Annotated in this window: 15 protein-coding genes; 7 read left to right on the top strand and 8 right to left on the bottom strand. The window is 68.2% G+C overall.

The window, feature by feature from the left end:
* Window positions 1-21: 21 nt before the first annotated feature.
* Entirely contained in the window at window positions 22-690 is a 669-nt protein-coding gene (locus AC1DXI_RS02285; protein WP_018774534.1) for an SACE_7040 family transcriptional regulator, read from the top strand.
* Between the two features lie 221 nt (window positions 691-911).
* Here the strand turns inward: AC1DXI_RS02285 and AC1DXI_RS02280 are convergent, their stop codons facing one another.
* Genes AC1DXI_RS02280 through pdhA form a run of 3 tightly spaced genes read right to left on the bottom strand, consistent with a single transcriptional unit; the run spans window position 912 to window position 4,515 of the window.
* Window positions 912-2,330, bottom strand: a complete 1,419-nt coding sequence (locus tag AC1DXI_RS02280) for a dihydrolipoamide acetyltransferase family protein (RefSeq protein WP_476937266.1) — start codon at window positions 2,328-2,330, stop codon at window positions 912-914.
* Window positions 2,327-3,337 carry an alpha-ketoacid dehydrogenase subunit beta gene (locus AC1DXI_RS02275; RefSeq protein WP_476937265.1) on the bottom strand — a complete coding sequence of 337 codons (1,011 nt, stop codon included), beginning with the start codon at window positions 3,335-3,337 and terminating at the stop codon, window positions 2,327-2,329. The genes AC1DXI_RS02280 and AC1DXI_RS02275 overlap by 4 nt, the downstream gene beginning before the upstream one ends.
* Window positions 3,337-4,515 carry a pyruvate dehydrogenase (acetyl-transferring) E1 component subunit alpha gene (pdhA, locus tag AC1DXI_RS02270; RefSeq protein WP_476937264.1) on the bottom strand — a complete coding sequence of 393 codons (1,179 nt, stop codon included), beginning with the start codon at window positions 4,513-4,515 and terminating at the stop codon, window positions 3,337-3,339. Before pdhA ends, AC1DXI_RS02275 begins: the two co-directional genes overlap by 1 nt.
* 195 nt (window positions 4,516-4,710) lie before the next feature.
* Between pdhA and AC1DXI_RS02265 the strand changes: the two genes are divergently transcribed.
* Together AC1DXI_RS02265 and AC1DXI_RS02260 are read left to right on the top strand one after the other, a co-directional pair.
* Entirely contained in the window at window positions 4,711-5,184 is a 474-nt protein-coding gene (locus AC1DXI_RS02265; RefSeq protein WP_026266622.1) for an Lrp/AsnC family transcriptional regulator, read from the top strand.
* Window positions 5,185-5,319: 135 nt separating this feature from the next.
* Window positions 5,320-6,084, top strand: a complete 765-nt coding sequence (locus AC1DXI_RS02260; RefSeq protein WP_476937263.1) for a hypothetical protein — start codon at window positions 5,320-5,322, stop codon at window positions 6,082-6,084.
* 88 nt (window positions 6,085-6,172) lie between these two features.
* Here the strand turns inward: AC1DXI_RS02260 and AC1DXI_RS02255 are convergent, their stop codons facing one another.
* A complete protein-coding gene (locus tag AC1DXI_RS02255; RefSeq protein WP_026266623.1) occupies window positions 6,173-7,789 on the bottom strand; it encodes a solute symporter family protein in 1,617 nt (538 codons plus the stop codon).
* Window positions 7,786-8,166, bottom strand: a complete 381-nt coding sequence (locus AC1DXI_RS02250; RefSeq protein ID WP_018774541.1) for a DUF485 domain-containing protein — start codon at window positions 8,164-8,166, stop codon at window positions 7,786-7,788. Before AC1DXI_RS02250 ends, AC1DXI_RS02255 begins: the two co-directional genes overlap by 4 nt.
* A 259-nt stretch (window positions 8,167-8,425) precedes the next feature.
* On the opposite strand from AC1DXI_RS02250, the gene AC1DXI_RS02245 reads away from it, so the two are divergent.
* From AC1DXI_RS02245 to AC1DXI_RS02230, 4 genes are all read left to right on the top strand, one after another.
* Window positions 8,426-9,643: a sensor histidine kinase gene (locus AC1DXI_RS02245; RefSeq protein ID WP_018774542.1), complete on the top strand. Its 1,218-nt coding sequence runs from the start codon at window positions 8,426-8,428 to the stop codon at window positions 9,641-9,643.
* 41 nt (window positions 9,644-9,684) lie between these two features.
* Window positions 9,685-10,404 carry a LytR/AlgR family response regulator transcription factor gene (locus AC1DXI_RS02240; RefSeq protein WP_476937262.1) on the top strand — a complete coding sequence of 240 codons (720 nt, stop codon included), beginning with the start codon at window positions 9,685-9,687 and terminating at the stop codon, window positions 10,402-10,404.
* Window positions 10,401-10,793 carry a DUF485 domain-containing protein gene (locus AC1DXI_RS02235; RefSeq protein ID WP_476937261.1) on the top strand — a complete coding sequence of 131 codons (393 nt, stop codon included), beginning with the start codon at window positions 10,401-10,403 and terminating at the stop codon, window positions 10,791-10,793. Before AC1DXI_RS02240 ends, AC1DXI_RS02235 begins: the two co-directional genes overlap by 4 nt.
* A 91-nt stretch (window positions 10,794-10,884) precedes the next feature.
* Entirely contained in the window at window positions 10,885-12,351 is a 1,467-nt protein-coding gene (locus AC1DXI_RS02230) for a sodium/solute symporter (protein WP_476937260.1), read from the top strand.
* Between the two features lie 103 nt (window positions 12,352-12,454).
* Here AC1DXI_RS02230 and AC1DXI_RS02225 read toward each other — a convergent pair whose 3' ends face one another.
* Genes AC1DXI_RS02225 through frr form a run of 3 tightly spaced genes read right to left on the bottom strand, consistent with a single transcriptional unit; the run spans window position 12,455 to window position 14,592 of the window.
* Complete coding sequence (locus AC1DXI_RS02225) at window positions 12,455-13,081, bottom strand: DivIVA domain-containing protein (RefSeq protein ID WP_476937259.1); 627 nt, start codon at window positions 13,079-13,081, stop codon at window positions 12,455-12,457.
* A 33-nt stretch (window positions 13,082-13,114) separates the two neighbouring features.
* Window positions 13,115-14,035, bottom strand: a complete 921-nt coding sequence (locus AC1DXI_RS02220; RefSeq protein WP_018774547.1) for a phosphatidate cytidylyltransferase — start codon at window positions 14,033-14,035, stop codon at window positions 13,115-13,117.
* Window positions 14,035-14,592, bottom strand: a complete 558-nt coding sequence (frr, locus tag AC1DXI_RS02215; protein WP_018774548.1) for a ribosome recycling factor — start codon at window positions 14,590-14,592, stop codon at window positions 14,035-14,037. The genes AC1DXI_RS02220 and frr overlap by 1 nt, the downstream gene beginning before the upstream one ends.
* Between the last annotated feature and the right edge of the window lie 94 nt (window positions 14,593-14,686).

Here is a 14,686-nt window from a genome sequence, read left to right as displayed (position 1 = left end):
TTGCAACGAGGGGATGCTCCGGTGACCGAGCCCAGCCAGACTGCCCAGCTTCCGTCAGCCCAGGCAGCCTCAACGCACGCAGCCTCGACCCAGCGCAGCCAGGCCAAGGCCAACAGGCGGCAGGCCCTCCTGTCCGCCGCCGCCGCGCTCTTTGCCTTGGAGGGCTTTAACCGCGTTTCCCTGGAGGATCTCGGCGCCGCTGCCGGCGTCAGCGGGCCGGCCGTCTACCGTCATTTCGCCGGCAAACAGGCCGTCCTCGGCGCCCTGCTGCTCAGTGTCAGCCAGGACTTGCTCGACGGCGGACGCAAGGTGGTGGCCGATTCCGACGGCGACCTGGCGGCGCTGGGCGGGCTGGTGGCCTTCCACGTCGATTTTGCCCTCAGCAACCCGGACGTCATCCGGGTCCAGGACCAGGACTTCAGCAACCTGGCCGGCGAGGACCAGGCCGAGGTCCGCACGCTCCAGCGCAACTACGTTGAACTCTGGGTGGACGTGCTGGCCGGACTGCACGAGGGCACGGAGGCCGCCGAACTGCGGATGCGCGCGCACGCCACCTTCGGCCTGATCAACTCGACCCCGCACTCCGTGCGCAGCCACGGGCGCCGGATCGGCGTCCGACGCGCCAGGCCGCTGCTGGAAAGCATGGCGCTGGCCGCGCTCCTGGCACCGGCGACGCTGCCGGAAGACTGACGCCCCGCCGGACTGCACCCCTTCCGGGGCCGCGGAACCCGCCCACCACGCTCCATCCAGCCTGCGCCCCGGGGGGACTTTGGCACGGACACGCCGCCAACTGGGCCGCCGCCGTCGAAAATTATCCCCAAAGTGCCCCCGGACGGAAGCACCCGCCCACAAAAAACTGCCGGCTGCCCCTTCCTTTCGGACGGAGCAGCCGGCAGCTGTCTAGAGGGGGCCTAGACCATCGCGAGGACCATGCCCGGATCGGCCAGCATGGCCCCGAGATCCTGGAGGAACCGCGAGCCCTGTTCGCCGTCGACCAGCCGGTGGTCGAAGGAGAGGCTGAGGGTCATGACCTGGCGCAGGGCGACCTCGTCCTGGTACTCCCACGGCATCTTCTTCACCGCGCCGAGGGCCAGGATGGCTGCCTCGCCCGGGTTCAGGATGGGCGTGCCGGCGTCGATGCCGAAGACGCCGATGTTCGTGATGGAGATCGTGCCGCCGGAGAGCGCCTCGGGGCTCGTCTTCCCGGCCCGGGCCGTGTCCGTCAGTTCCGTCAGGGCGGTGGAGAGATCCATGAGGGACATCCGGTCCGCGTCCTTGATGTTCGGAACCGTCAGCCCCCGCGGGGTCGCGGCCGCGATGCCCAGGTTCACGTAGTTGAACTGGACGATCTCCTGGTTGGCCTCGTCCCACCGGGCGTTGAGCGTCGGGTGGTTGCGCAGCGCAATCAGCACCGCCTTGGACACGAGCGTCAGCGGGGTGAGCTTGTACCCGGCGAACGCGCGGCTGGCCTTGAGCCGTGCCAGCAGCTCCATGGTGGGCGTAACGTCGACGGTCAGGAACTCGGTGACGTGCGGTGCGGTGAAGGCACTGGCCACCATGGCGGCGGCCGTGAACTTCCGCACCCCCTTGATGGGCGTGCGGGTCTCCCGCTCGCCCCGGGCCTGGACAAGCCCTGCGGCCTGCGCTGTCGCGCCGGCGGCTTCCTCGGCCCCAAGTCCCTGCACCGCCGAGGGCAGGTCCCCGCCGCCGACGAAGTTCAGCACATCGTCGCGGGTGATGAGCCCGTGCTCCCCCGAACCGGTCACGGCCTCGAGGTCGACGCCGAGATCCTTGGCCAGCTTGCGCACCGGCGGCGTGGACCGCGGGCGCTCCCCCGGTGCGGAAGCGGCCGGCTTGGTTTCGACCGGCTCTGGTGCGCGGAAAGGTGCGACCGGCTCGACTACGCGGACCGGTGCCACCGGCTCGGCCGCGGCTGGAGAAGCTGCCGGGGCAGCGAACGTGCGGGCCCGGCGGGCGGGCCGGCCGGAGGCTTCGAGGACGGCGCCGTAGCCCACGAGGTTCGGCTCACGTTTGCCGCCGGCCTCAGCGCCGCCGCCTGAGCCGTCGGCACCGTCGTCACCCTCAATTTCGAAGGAGACGATCGGCTTCCCGACCTCCACGACGGTGCCGGGCTGTTCGTGCAGGGCCGCAACAACGCCGGCGAACGGCGAGGGCAGCTCGACGACGGCCTTGGCCGTCTCCACCTCGGCGATGATCTGGTTGAGGGTGACGGTGTCCCCCACCGCGACCTTCCAGGCCACGATTTCCGATTCCGTCAGTCCTTCGCCGAGGTCCGGGAGCCTGAATTCCTTGATCATGGTGGCGCTCATCCTTCCAGCCCGCTGAGGGAGTTGGGGCGGCCGAGGGCACGGTCGACGCCGTCGAGAATCCTGTCAAGGCCCGGCAGGTGGTGCATTTCCAGCTTGGAGTAGGGGTAGGGAACGTCGAAGCCGGTCACGCGGACGGGAGCGGCCTCGAGGTGGTAGAAGCAACGCTCGGTGATGCTCGCGGCGACTTCGGCGCCGAGGCCGCCGGACTGGCTGGCCTCGTGGGTGATGACCAGCCGGCCGGTCTTGCGGACCGAGGCCTCAAGGGTGGCGAAGTCCAGTGGTGCCAGTGAGCGGAGGTCGATGACCTCGACCGAGATGCCTTCGTCGGCGGCCGCCAGGGCGGCGTCGCGGGCGGTCTTGACCAGCGGGCCGTAGGCCACGAGGGTGACGTCCGTCCCCTCCGTGACCACGCGGGCCTTTTCCATGGACAGGGCAGTGCTCAGGTCGACGCTCTCGTCCACCTCGCCCTTGTCGTGGTAGCGCCGCTTGGGCTCGAAGTACAGGACGGGATCATCGGAGGCGATGGCCTGCTGGATCATGGTGTAGGCGTCCTGGGGGTTGGACACGCTGATCACGCGCAGCCCCGAGGTGTGGGTGAAGTAGGCCTCGGGCGATTCCGAGTGGTGCTCCGGCGAGCCGATGCCGCCGCCGAACGGCACGCGGATGGTGATGGGCATCTTGACCGCGCCCTGGGTGCGGTAGTGCATCTTGGCGACCTGGCTGACGATCTGGTCGAACGCCGGGTAGATAAACCCGTCGAACTGGATCTCCACCACCGGACGGTAGCCGCGGTATGCCAGGCCGACGGCGGTGCCCATGATGCCGGACTCGGCGAGCGGGGTGTCCACGACGCGGTGCTTCCCAAAGTCTTTCTGCAGCCCGTCCGTGACACGGAAGACACCGCCAAGGGCGCCGATGTCCTCCCCCATCAGGACCACCTTGGGATCGTTTTCGAGGGACTTGCGCAGGCCCGAATTGATGGCTCGGGCAAAGGTCATCTGCGTCATCAGCGTGCACCTTCTTCAGAAGCGGCTTCTGCGGGATCGCCGAAGGAAGCCAGGTAACGGGAGTAGTGCTCCTGCTGGCGGTCCAGCCAGGAGTGAGGCGTGCTGTACACGTGCTTGAAGATATCCAGCGGCTGCGGCTCGGGCATGTTGATGGTGCCGGCCCGGAGGTCCTTGGCCACGGCGTCGGCCTGCGCGGCGACGGCGGCCTCGAGGTCCGCGGTCAGCAGCCCCTTGCGCTCCAGCAGCGATTTCACCCGGCTGATCGGGTCCTTGGCGGCCCAGTCCTCGAGCTCGTTGGCATCCCGGTAGCGGGTGGGGTCATCCGCCGTCGTGTGCGGGCCCATCCGGTAGGTCACGGCCTCGATGAAGGTGGGGCCGCCCCCGCGCCGGGCGCGGTCCAGGGCGATGCGGGTGGCTGCCATGACGGCGAGGACATCGTTTCCATCGACCCGCATGCTGGGGATGCCGAAGCCGGATGCCCTGTCCGCAAGCTGGATGTGGGACTGCAGCCGGACGGGCTCGGAGATCGCCCAGTGGTTGTTCTGGCAGATGAAGACGACCGGCGCCTGGAAGCTCGCGGCAAAGACCATGGCCTCATTGACGTCGCCTTCGCTCGTGGCGCCGTCGCCGAAGTAGGCCACGGCGACGCAATCGGCGCCGTCGTTCTGGATGCCCATGGCGTAGCCCGTGGCGTGCAGGCTCTGCGCACCGATGATGATCTGCTGGGTGGCAACGTTGACGGTGAACGGGTCCCAGCCGGCGGACGCGTTGCCACGCCACGCGCGGACGAGGTCCTCCGGCTTCACTCCCCGGCAGTAGGCGACGCCGTTGTCGCGGTAGCTCGGGAAGACAAAGTCGTCCTCGCGCAGGGCGCGGGCCGAGCCGATCTGGGATGCTTCCTGGCCGAGCAGCGGCGGCCACAGTGCCAGTTCGCCCTGCCGCTGGAGGGCGGTGGCTTCAGCATCGATCCGGCGGATGACCACCATGTCCTCATAGAGCGCGCAAAGCTGCTCATCGCTGACGTCCTGGAGCCAGGGATCGAACTCGGGATGGCTGATGCGCTCGCCCGCCGGGGTGATGAGCTGGACGAGGTCGCCGCCCGTCCGCCGCATAGAATTTTCACTGTTTCCGGGGCCCCCGGCGGCAATGCCGCCCTTGCCCGCGTCGTCGGTAAACACTGTTGTCCGCACCTTCTGACGTCGTCTGACCGGAACGCGCAGGACTCGTGATCCCGCGGCGCGCCAGCCGCCCGGGCGCCGTTGCCCCGGATAATTGTGACCCTACTCACAATGCTCATCGGGTACAACCACCCGCAAAAAAGTTGAGCATTATGCACTGTTTGGCATCCGCCAACCGTGCTAATCTTGCGCATTATGCAAACCTTGGATGGCACTGACACCCGCCTGCTTTCGGCCATGGCGCGGGACCCCCGGCGGACCGTGGTTGCCCTCGCCCAGAAGCTCGGGCTCTCGCGCAATACGGTGCAGGCCAGGATGGCCCAGCTGGAGAAGAAGCACGTGTTCCTCTCCTTCGAGCGGCGGATCAATCCGGTGTCCCTGGGGTACCCGCTGATGGCTTTCATCTCCGTCCACGTCCAGCAACAGAAGCTCGGTCCCCTCGCCGTCGAGCTCGCCGGGATTCCGGAAATCCTGGAGGGCTACGGCCTGACGGGCTCGGCCGATCTGCTCCTGCGGGTGGTGGCGCTGGACGCCGAGGACCTGTTCCGGATCAACGGCAAGATCCTGGCCTGCGACGGCGTGGACCGGACCGATACGGCACTGGCGATGGGCGAGCTGATCCCGTTCCGGATCCAGCCCCTGCTGGAGCGCGGATCCGCGGATAACTGATCCGCTTTTCATCTGTGCCGTGGGCGGCCGCGGCGCTAGGCTGTGTCCGTTGGGTCCCCCTGAGTCCTTGGGTCCGCGCACGCGGCCCAGTGCAACAGGCAGTGGCTTGTCTGGACTGCCGGAAAGGCTTGAACCGTGAGCAGTCCCGAGGAACCACACCGCCCGGTGCCGCCGCAGCCCGGGCATGAGCCTGCAGCCGGCCACCCGGCGCCCGGCCAGCCGCCCGTTCCGTACTACGCGCCCACGCCCGGGCCACCCGCCGACGCCGCGGCACCCAACTACCCGCCACCCGCCGACGCCGCGGCACCCAACTACCCGCCACCCGCCGACGGCGCGGCACCCAACTACCCGCCACCCGCCAACGGCGCGGCACCCAACTACCCGCCACCGGCCAACGGCGCGCCTCCGTACTACGGAGGCCCGGGTCAGCCGCCGCCCTACTACGGCGGCGGCGCCCAGCCGCCCCCGAAAAGGAGCCGCAAGGCCCTGTGGATTGTCCTCGGGATCGTCGGCGGTGTGCTCCTGCTGGTGAGTGCCGGCGTCGTTGTCCTCCTCAACGTGCTGGGCGGAGCCACCAACCAGGCCCGGGGCATCGCGGACGATTTCACCAGGCTGCTGATCGCGGGCGAGGTCAGCACCGCCTACGAGAAGTACCTGGATCCGGCCCTCATGCGGAAGATTTCCCCGGAGGAGTTCGCCGCGGGGGTGCAGAGCCTGGAGCTTGACGGCAGCTGTAAACCAAACTTTTCAACCCTCAACGTCAGCTCCAACAACGGCGCCAACGCCGCCGACGTCGCCGGAACGATCGACTGTGACACGAAGAGTGTGGAGCTGGCCTACCGCTTCGAGGGCCACGACGAGCTGAAGATGGTGAACATTCGGCTGAGGCCTCAGCGCTGATCCAGGAAAACACCTTCGCATCGGACGCCCTTCCACGGGAGAGGCTCCCGTGCTGCTGCACGGGAGCCTCTCTGGTGGTGCGGCCTTTCTAGTGGTTGGTAGCCTTTTCGGCGCCCACACCCGTCAGGGAACGGACCTCCATTTCGGCCTGCTTCGTGGCGTCTTCCTTCCGCTTGTCCAGCACGGTGCCCAGCCAGCCCAGGAAGAACGCGAGCGGGATGGAGACGATGCCGGGGTTGCTCAGCGGGAAGATCGCGAAGTTGGCGCCGGGAATCATCGACGTCTTGGCCCCGGAAACCACCGGAGAGAGCGCAATCAGGATGATGGCCGCGGACAATCCGCCGTACATGCTCCACAGGGCTCCCTGGGTGGTGAACCGGCGCCAGAACAGTGAATAGAGGATGGTCGGAAGGTTGGCGGAGGCAGCCACGGCGAAGGCGAGCGCCACGAGGAACGCGACATTCTGTCCGTTGGCGAAGATGCCGCCGGCGATGGCCAGCAGGCCGATCACCACCACGGTGCGGCGGGCAACCTTGACCTCGGTGGCGGCGTCTGCCTTCCCCTTGGCGATCACGCTGGCGTAGATGTCGTGTGCGAAGGATGCTGCCGCGGTGATGGTGAGGCCGGCGACGACGGCCAGGATGGTCGCGAAGGCCACCGCCGAGATGAAGCCCAGGAGCAGCGGACCGCCGAGGTGGAAGGCGAGCAGCGGCGCGGCCGAGTTGACGCCGCCGGGGGCTGCCTTGATGGTGTCGGCGCCCACCAGCGCAGCTGCGCCGTAGCCCAGGACCAGGGTGAACAGGTAGAAGATGCCGATGAGCCAGATGGACCACACCACCGACTTGCGGGCTTCCTTTGCGGTCGGAACCGTGTAGAAGCGCATGAGCACGTGTGGCAGGGCTGCGGTGCCGAGCACCAGAGCCAGGCCGAGGGACAGGAAGTCGACCTTGGAGGTCTCGGTCTTGCCATACTGCAGTCCCGGGTTGAGCAGGTTCGGGTTGCCCGAGGTTTCCACCGCGCCGCCCAGCAGGTCGGAGAGGTTGAAGCCGTAGATCGCGAGGACCCAGAAGGTCATGACGGCGGCTCCGGCGATCAGGAGCATGGCCTTGATGATCTGCACCCAGGTGGTGCCCTTCATGCCGCCGATCAGGACGTACATGATCATCAGGGCGCCGACGACGATGATCACCAGGGCTTGTCCGCCCCAGTCGCTGATGCCCAGGAGCAGTGAGATGAGGCTGCCGGCACCGGCCATCTGGGCCAGCAGGTAGAAGAAGCAGACGGCCAGCGTGGAGATGGCTGCCGCGATGCGCACGGGGCGCTGCTTGAGCCGGAAGGAGAGGACATCGGCCATGGTGAACTTGCCAGTGTTGCGGAGCAGTTCGGCGACGAGCAGCAGGGCGACGAGCCAGGCGACGAGGAAGCCGATGGAGTACATGAAGCCGTCGTAGCCGTTGATGGCGATGGCGCCGGTGATGCCGAGGAAGGACGCTGCGGAGAGGTAGTCGCCGGCGATGGCGGTGCCGTTCTGCGGGCCCGTGAAGGAACGTCCGGCCGCGTAGTAGTCGGCCGCCGTCTTGTTGTTGCGGCTGGCCCTGATCACAATGACCATGGTGATCGCGACGAAGAGGGCGAAGATGCCCATGTTCAGCAGGGTGGTGTCCTTGAGATCCGCAACGTTGACTGCGGGAACCATGAGTGTCATTTTGCTGTCCCCCCAACCGGGTTGCCGTGCTTGTCGAATTCGTGCCCCTCGATTTCCTGGCGGATCTCGGAGGCAATGGGGTCCAGCTTGCGGTTCGAATAGCTGACGTACCAGCCGGTGATCGCGAACGTGGAGACAAACTGCAGCAGGCCCAGGATCAGGCCAACGGTGATGTTGCCCCAGACCTTGATCGACATGAATCCCACCGCGTAGTCGGCCAGCAGGACATAGGCGAAGTACCAGAGCAGAAAGGCAATGGACAGCGGGAAGACAAAGCTGCGGTGACGTGTGCGCAGTTCCTGGAACTGCTCCGTCGACTGGACTTCCTTGAAGTCCACGGCCGCCGCAGCGTCCGTTTCTTGGGCGTCGTGACCCATCGGTTCCTCCTCATTGAGACTGGTGAGCCCACACCGGTTGCCGTGGTCTGCGCGGGACGCGCCCTACAACCCAATCTGCCGATGTGACTGCAATCACTGTGCACCGTGGCGTGGGTTGCCTACTACAGCCGGGGCGAGCTGCGTCGCTCAGCGGTCCCGGCGTTGCGCCAAACGGCGACCGATACACCTGTTTCGCGGCCATCGGGGTCCGGGCACGTGCCAGAGCCGTCAGCCCGGCACCGGCGGTAGGCTGGGCATCATGCCGGACTCTCCCCTGTTCACCGCCGCCGCTGTCGCGGTGATCGCCATGGCGATCGCGGTGGTCGTCGCCGTCGGGCTCCAGGTCCTCCGCTCCTTCCGCGACCTCGGCACCGATGCGGAGCGCGCCACGTACAAAACGCTCCACGCCGCCTCCCGGGCCGGCCAGTACCTGCGGACCGGGCTGAACCCTGCCGGCGCGGCCAAGGCCAGCCGGCAGCTGCGCAGCATCCTGGGCTGCGATGCCCTCGCCATCACCGACACAACCGGCGTGCTCGCGTGGGACGGCGCCGCCGAGGAGCTCAAGCCTGCCCTGATGGGGCTCGCGTCAAAAGTGTTCGACGGCGGCCACCTCGCCGTCATTCCGGCAGGCGAACTCGAGCTCCTGGCCGCTGGCGACGGCGGCGTGATGCTGGCGCCGGAGGTGGAGCGCGCCGTCGTGATCGCCCCGATCAAAACCGGCACGCGGGTGGTGGGTGTGGTGGCCGCCTTCGCGCCGGCCGCCGGGGCGGGACTGGTCCGTGCCACCGGCGAGGTGGCTGACTGGGTGGCCACGCAGGTGGAACTGGCCGAGCTCGACGCTTCCCGCACGCTCCTGATGGAAGCCGAGGTCCGCGCCCTCCGCGCCCAGATCAGTCCGCACTTCATTTACAACTCGCTCAACGCGATCGCATCCTTCATCAACACGGATCCGGTCCGGGCGCGGGAGCTCGTGGTGGAGTTCGCCGATTTCACCCGTTACTCCTTCCGCCGCCACGGCGACTTCACCACCCTGGCCGAGGAACTGCGCTGCATCGACCGCTACCTGCTCCTGGAGCGGGCCCGGTTCGGGGACCGCGTCCAGGTCAGCCTGCGGATCGCTCCCGAGGTGCTCAGCACCGTGATCCCCTTCCTGAGCCTGCAGCCGCTCGTGGAAAACGCGGTCCGGCACGGGCTGGAGGCCAAGGAGGGCCCGGGCCACATCTCCATCACGGCGAACGACTCCGGCGCCTTCGCGGAAGTGACGATCGAGGACGACGGCGTGGGCATGGACCCGGACCAGCTGCGCTCTGTCCTTGCCGGGCACAGCGACGGCGACCACGTCGGGCTGCGCAACGTCGACGCCCGCCTGCGCCAGGTCTACGGCGACGACAACGGCCTCGTGATCGAGACCGCGCCCGGCGAAGGCACCCTGATCACGATGCGCGTTCCCAAGTCCCAGCCCCGGCACGACGCCTGATTCCGGTCGGGCAAGAATGTCCGCGGCAGTACGCTAGAGCCATGATTAACGTCCTCGTCGCCGACGACGAGCTCCCCGCCGTTGAGGAACTGGCCTTCCTGCTCGGCCGGGATGACCGGATCGGCGCCATCCACCGGGCCTCCTCGGGCGCCGAGGCCTTGCGTGCCCTCGAAGCCGAAGACGTCGACGCCGTGTTCCTCGACATCCACATGCCGGCGCTGTCCGGGCTGGACATTGCCCGGGCCATCGCCCGCAGCGCCCGCCCGCCCGCCGTCGTTTTCGTCACCGCGGACGAGGACTGCGCGCTGGAGGCCTTCGAGCTCGCGGCCGTGGACTACCTGCTCAAGCCCGTGCGGGCCGAAAGGCTGGCCAAGTCGATCGGACGCATCAGTGAACTGCTCAAGGACGGTGCCCCTGCACCCGAAATGATCACCGTGGACCTGGGCGGGACCACGAAAATGATCCGTCGCGAAGACGTGACCTACGTCCAGGCCCAGGGTGATTACGCCCGGCTGCACACCGCCGATGCCAGCTACCTCATCAGGGTTCCGCTGGCGGACCTCGAACAGCAGTGGGCCGACGCCGGGTTCCTTCGCATCCACCGCTCCTACCTGATCGCGCTGAGCCACGTCAGCCACTTGAAGCTCGCCGCAGCCCGGCCCAGCGTCACGGTGGCTGGAGCCGAACTGCCTATCAGCCGCCGGCACCTGCCAGCTGTCCGGGAAAAGCTTGGCGCAACCCGTATCCGGCCGCAGGCATGACAAGGGTCCGGGTCACGGCGCCGCGCAGCGTCACACCAAACAGCGTCACACCAAACGGCACCGCCCTGAACGGCGGGCGCTCCGCGGCAGCCTCCCTCGAAGCGGAGGAGGAGACCGACGCCGGGCAGCTGTTCGTCCGTTCGCTCATCCGGTCCCAGCTCCGGCTGGGCCTGGTAGTGGCCCTGGGATTCCTGCTGATCATGCTCGCCTTCCCGCTGATGCTGGGGCTGGTCCCGGGCCTGGCGGACTCCACGATTGCCGGCCTTCCCTTCGACTGGGTCCTGCTGGGGGCCGGGATCTATCCCGTGATCGGCCTCAGTGCCTGGCTGTACGTGCGGACCGCGGCCAGGAACGAGGCCCGCTACCGGGACCTCGCCGGCGACAAATGACCGAACAGGTGAGGGCCCCCGTGAACGGCTCGGCGGGCGGCCAGGTACGGGGCCCGGCGGGCGGCCACCCACGCGGCCGGGTGAACGGACAGTGAACCCCGTCGTCGGCGTCGCGGCGTTCGCCGCCGTCTCCCTCGCCACGGCTGTGATCGGTTTCTACGGGTTGCGGATCTCGCGCACCACCGGGGACTTCTACGTGGCGTCCCGGACGGTCAAGCCGTGGTGGAACGCCTCAGCAATCGGCGGGGAGTACCTCTCGGCCGCGAGCTTCCTGGGTGTCGCCGGGCTCATCCTGCTCTCCGGCACCGACGCCCTGTGGTATCCGGTGGGGTACACGGCCGGATACCTGATGCTGCTCTTGTTCGTCGCCGCTCCCCTGCGCCGCTCGGGCGCCTACACGATCCCGGACTTCACCGAGGCGCGCCTCGATTCGCGTGCCGTCCGCCGCGTCACAAGCCTGGTGGTGGTCCTGGTCGGCTGGCTCTACATCGTCCCGCAACTCCACGGCGCCGCACTGGCCATCCGGATCACCACCGGGCTGCCGGCGTGGGTGGGCCCGGTGGCGGTGGTCGCCGTCGTCTGCATCACCGTGGTGGCGGGCGGGATGCGCTCCATCACGTTCGTCCAGGCGTTCCAGTACTGGCTGAAGCTGACCGCGGTGGCGGTGCCCATCGTGTTCATGCTGCTGGTGCTGGGCGGCAACACCTCCCCGGCGGAGGCAGCCCCCGCGGTGAATCCGACGGCGCTGGCACCCTCGGGCCTCTATCAGGTCATTTCGCTGCTCGTGGCCCTGCTCTTCGGTACCCTCGGCCTCCCGCACGTGCTGGTCCGGTTCTACACAAATCCGGACGGACAGTCGGCCCGCCGCACCACCCTGATTGTCCTGGGCCTGCTCTCGGTCTTCTATCTGTTCCCCACGGCCTACGGCATGATCGGCCGGGCCTACGCCCCCGACCTCGCCCAAAGCGGGCCGGCCGACGCCCTGGTGCTGCTGCTGCCTGGCCGCCTGGTGGGCGGGGCGGCCGGCGACCTGCTTTCTGCGCTTGTGGTGGCCGGGGCGTTTGGGGCGTTCCTGTCGACGACGTCGGGCCTGGTGGTCTCGCTGGCCGGCGTGATCAGCCAGGACGTGTTCGGCGGCAGCGTGCGGGGCTTCCGGCTGGCAGCGCTGATCTCGGCGCTGGTGCCTCTGGGAATCGCGTCGATGACCGAATCGCTGGCACTGGCCGGCAGCGTGGGACTCGTGTTTGCCTTTACCGCGTCCACGATCTGCCCGGTCCTGCTGCTGGGCATCTGGTGGCGGGGACTGACGGACGCCGGGGCAATCGCGGGCATGGCGACCGGGGGCGTGCTCTGCGGCAGCGCGATGGTGGCCGGTTCGGTGCTGGGGGCGGCACAGACACCGTCGTGGCTGGCGCAGCCGGCCGCGTGGACGGTGCCGGCCGCGTTCGCCGTCACGATCCTGGTGTCGCGGGCCACGCGGGGCCGGGTGCCGCGGACGATGACGCGCCTCATGACCCGGCTGCACACCCCTGAACGGCCGCTCGCGACGGAACGGTGACCCGGCGTCGGCGACCCGGGCGGTGGGGATCCGGCGTCGGTGGCTCGGGGTGAGGTTCCCGGCAGCGGGGTTCCGGGCCGGTGGGCTCCGGGTGGGGGCGTTACTAGTCGATGGCCGCCATGAGCTCGACGGCGCGCTCGAGGAATGCGTCGACCTGGCTTTCCTCGTAGCCTTCCCGGCCCACCGCGGGGCGGAACACGGCGCGCCGGACGTTGTCCACGCTCAGCGGCTGGTCCTCCTCGAGGTAGCCGATCAGCTCGTGGCAGAGGTCGTCGACGTCGGTGGTGTTGTAGCTGCGGGCCTTGGGCTTGGACGGGCGCCGGAAGCGCTGGCCGTCCGGGCGGTGCAGGCGCCCGCGCAGGACGCCCGCGAGCCTGCCGATTTCGCGCAACCAGGCTTCCTCGCCGCGTTCGGCAACCAGCTCATCGCGCTCGCGCCGGGCGAGGGCGTCCTCGAGCCGGTCCAGCGCGGCATCCACGCCGGCCGCGGCGTAGCCGCCCTTCACGGGATCGAACGACACTGCGCGGACGTCCGAGCTCTTGATGGCGCGGGAGGCCGAGGACGGAGCTTCGAATGACACCCGTGCGCGCTGCAGGAAATCGTCGACCTGCCTGGCGTTGTAGCCATACTGGTTCCGCTGCACGCGGTCAAAAGACGCAGGAATCTGCCGTTGAATGTCCACTGTTACTTTGTTCCTTTGATGCCGTTCGGCTGGTTTGCTCGGCACCATTCTAGGCGCCGGAAGTGCTGGTCCGGTGTGCTTCTAGGCGGCCGTGAGGGCCGAGAACAGAATGAACGCCACCGGCGAGGCGAAGACAATCGAGTCCAGCCGGTCCATGACGCCTCCGTGTCCGGGGAGGATGCTGCTCATGTCCTTGATGCCGAGCTCGCGCTTGACCATCGATTCGGCCAGGTCGCCGGCGGTGGCGGCTGCCACCATGCCCACCGCGAGCACGACGCCGAACCACCACGGCTCGCCGAGCACGAAGATCATGGCGAGCACGCCCACGACGACGGCGCCGGCGATCGAGCCGGCGAAGCCCTCCCAGGTCTTCTTGGGGCTGATCTTGGGGGCCATCGGATGCTTGCCCAGGGAGGCGCCCACGAGGTAGCCGAAGGTGTCGTTGGCCACCACCAGGAGCAGCAGGGTGGCGATCTGCCACGCACCGGCCGGAATCACGCCGTCAGGCCACAGGCCTACCGGTGTCTCGCCGTCGGCGGTGTGCAGCAGCAGCGTCGCAAAGCTGATCAGGAACGGCACCCAGGACAGGGTGAAGACCCCCGCGAAGATGCTCCGCGCCGAACCGGCGGCGCCTTCCAGGGTCCGCCACAACAGCACAGCCACGCTGCTGACGAGCATCGCGAAGAGCAGGCTTTCGAGGCCGCCGAAGTAGGCGGCGATCGGCATGGCGACCGTGCCGACCATCACCGGCACGATCGGCAGGCGCGTGCCTGCGGCCTCCAGCGCACGGAAGATCTCCCAGACGCCGAAGATCGCAAAGGTAGCGGTCACCAGGACGAAGCCCAGCGGGAGGAACAGCAGGCCGCCGAGGACGCACACCAGCATGCCAACGCCCACCACGGTGGCGGCGGGCAGGTTCCGGCCCGCTTTGGGCGTCGGGTTCTCGCGCTGCTTCCCCCGCCTCCGGGCGCGCGGCCCGGAGGCCTCCTGTGCCTGACTCATCAGACCTCGAGCAACTCAGCTTCCTTGCGCTTGAGCAGCTCGTCGATCCCGTCCACGTGTGCCTTGGTCATGGCGTCCAGTTCCTTCTCGCCGCGGGCGCCTTCGTCTTCGCCGGCGTCGCCGTCCTTGACGAGCTTGTCCAGCGTCTCCTTGGCCTTGCGGCGGATGTTGCGGATGGACACCTTCGCGTCCTCACCCTTGGACTTGACGATCTTGACGTATTCCTTGCGCCGTTCAGACGTCAGCTCGGGAATGGTGATCCGGATGACGTTGCCGTCGTTGGACGGGTTGGCGCCCACCTCGGAGTCGCTGAGGGCGCGTTCGATGTCGCGCAGGGCCGTCTTGTCGTACGGGGTGACGAGGATGGTGCGGGCATCCGGGACCGCGAAGGAGGCCAGCTGCTGCAGCGGCGTCGGCGTGCCGTAGTACTCGACGATGACCTTGTTGTACAGGCCAGGCGTCGCGCGGCCGGTCCGGATCGAGGCGAAGTCTTCCTTGGCTACCTCAACTGCCTTGTCCATCTTGTCCCCGGCTTCGAGCAAGGTTTCTTCGATCACGGTCTCTCCTCAGAAATTGGTGCGTCCCGGGGGCCGGGGCGCGGCACGTCTTCTTGGTGCGCCTGATGTATTCCGCCGGGCGCTTTTTGTCTTC

Source organism: Arthrobacter sp. P1_H7, assembly GCF_056405215.1.
The sequence above is the reverse complement of the archived record's forward strand: the minus strand, read 5'-3'. Positions and strand labels throughout refer to the sequence as shown.

Coding starts and splice junctions, on each gene's coding strand:
- AC1DXI_RS02280 (WP_476937266.1), bottom strand. CDS start 2,330: ATGAGCGCCACCATGATCAAGGAATTCAGGCTCCCGGACCTCGGCGAA.
- AC1DXI_RS02275 (WP_476937265.1), bottom strand. CDS start 3,337: ATGACGCAGATGACCTTTGCCCGAGCCATCAATTCGGGCCTGCGCAAG.
- AC1DXI_RS02265 (WP_026266622.1), top strand. CDS start 4,711: ATGCAAACCTTGGATGGCACTGACACCCGCCTGCTTTCGGCCATGGCG.
- AC1DXI_RS02255 (WP_026266623.1), bottom strand. CDS start 7,789: ATGACACTCATGGTTCCCGCAGTCAACGTTGCGGATCTCAAGGACACC.
- AC1DXI_RS02250 (WP_018774541.1), bottom strand. CDS start 8,166: ATGGGTCACGACGCCCAAGAAACGGACGCTGCGGCGGCCGTGGACTTC.
- AC1DXI_RS02245 (WP_018774542.1), top strand. CDS start 8,426: ATGCCGGACTCTCCCCTGTTCACCGCCGCCGCTGTCGCGGTGATCGCC.
- AC1DXI_RS02240 (WP_476937262.1), top strand. CDS start 9,685: ATGATTAACGTCCTCGTCGCCGACGACGAGCTCCCCGCCGTTGAGGAA.
- AC1DXI_RS02235 (WP_476937261.1), top strand. CDS start 10,401: ATGACAAGGGTCCGGGTCACGGCGCCGCGCAGCGTCACACCAAACAGC.
- AC1DXI_RS02225 (WP_476937259.1), bottom strand. CDS start 13,081: ATGGTGCCGAGCAAACCAGCCGAACGGCATCAAAGGAACAAAGTAACA.
- AC1DXI_RS02220 (WP_018774547.1), bottom strand. CDS start 14,035: ATGAGTCAGGCACAGGAGGCCTCCGGGCCGCGCGCCCGGAGGCGGGGG.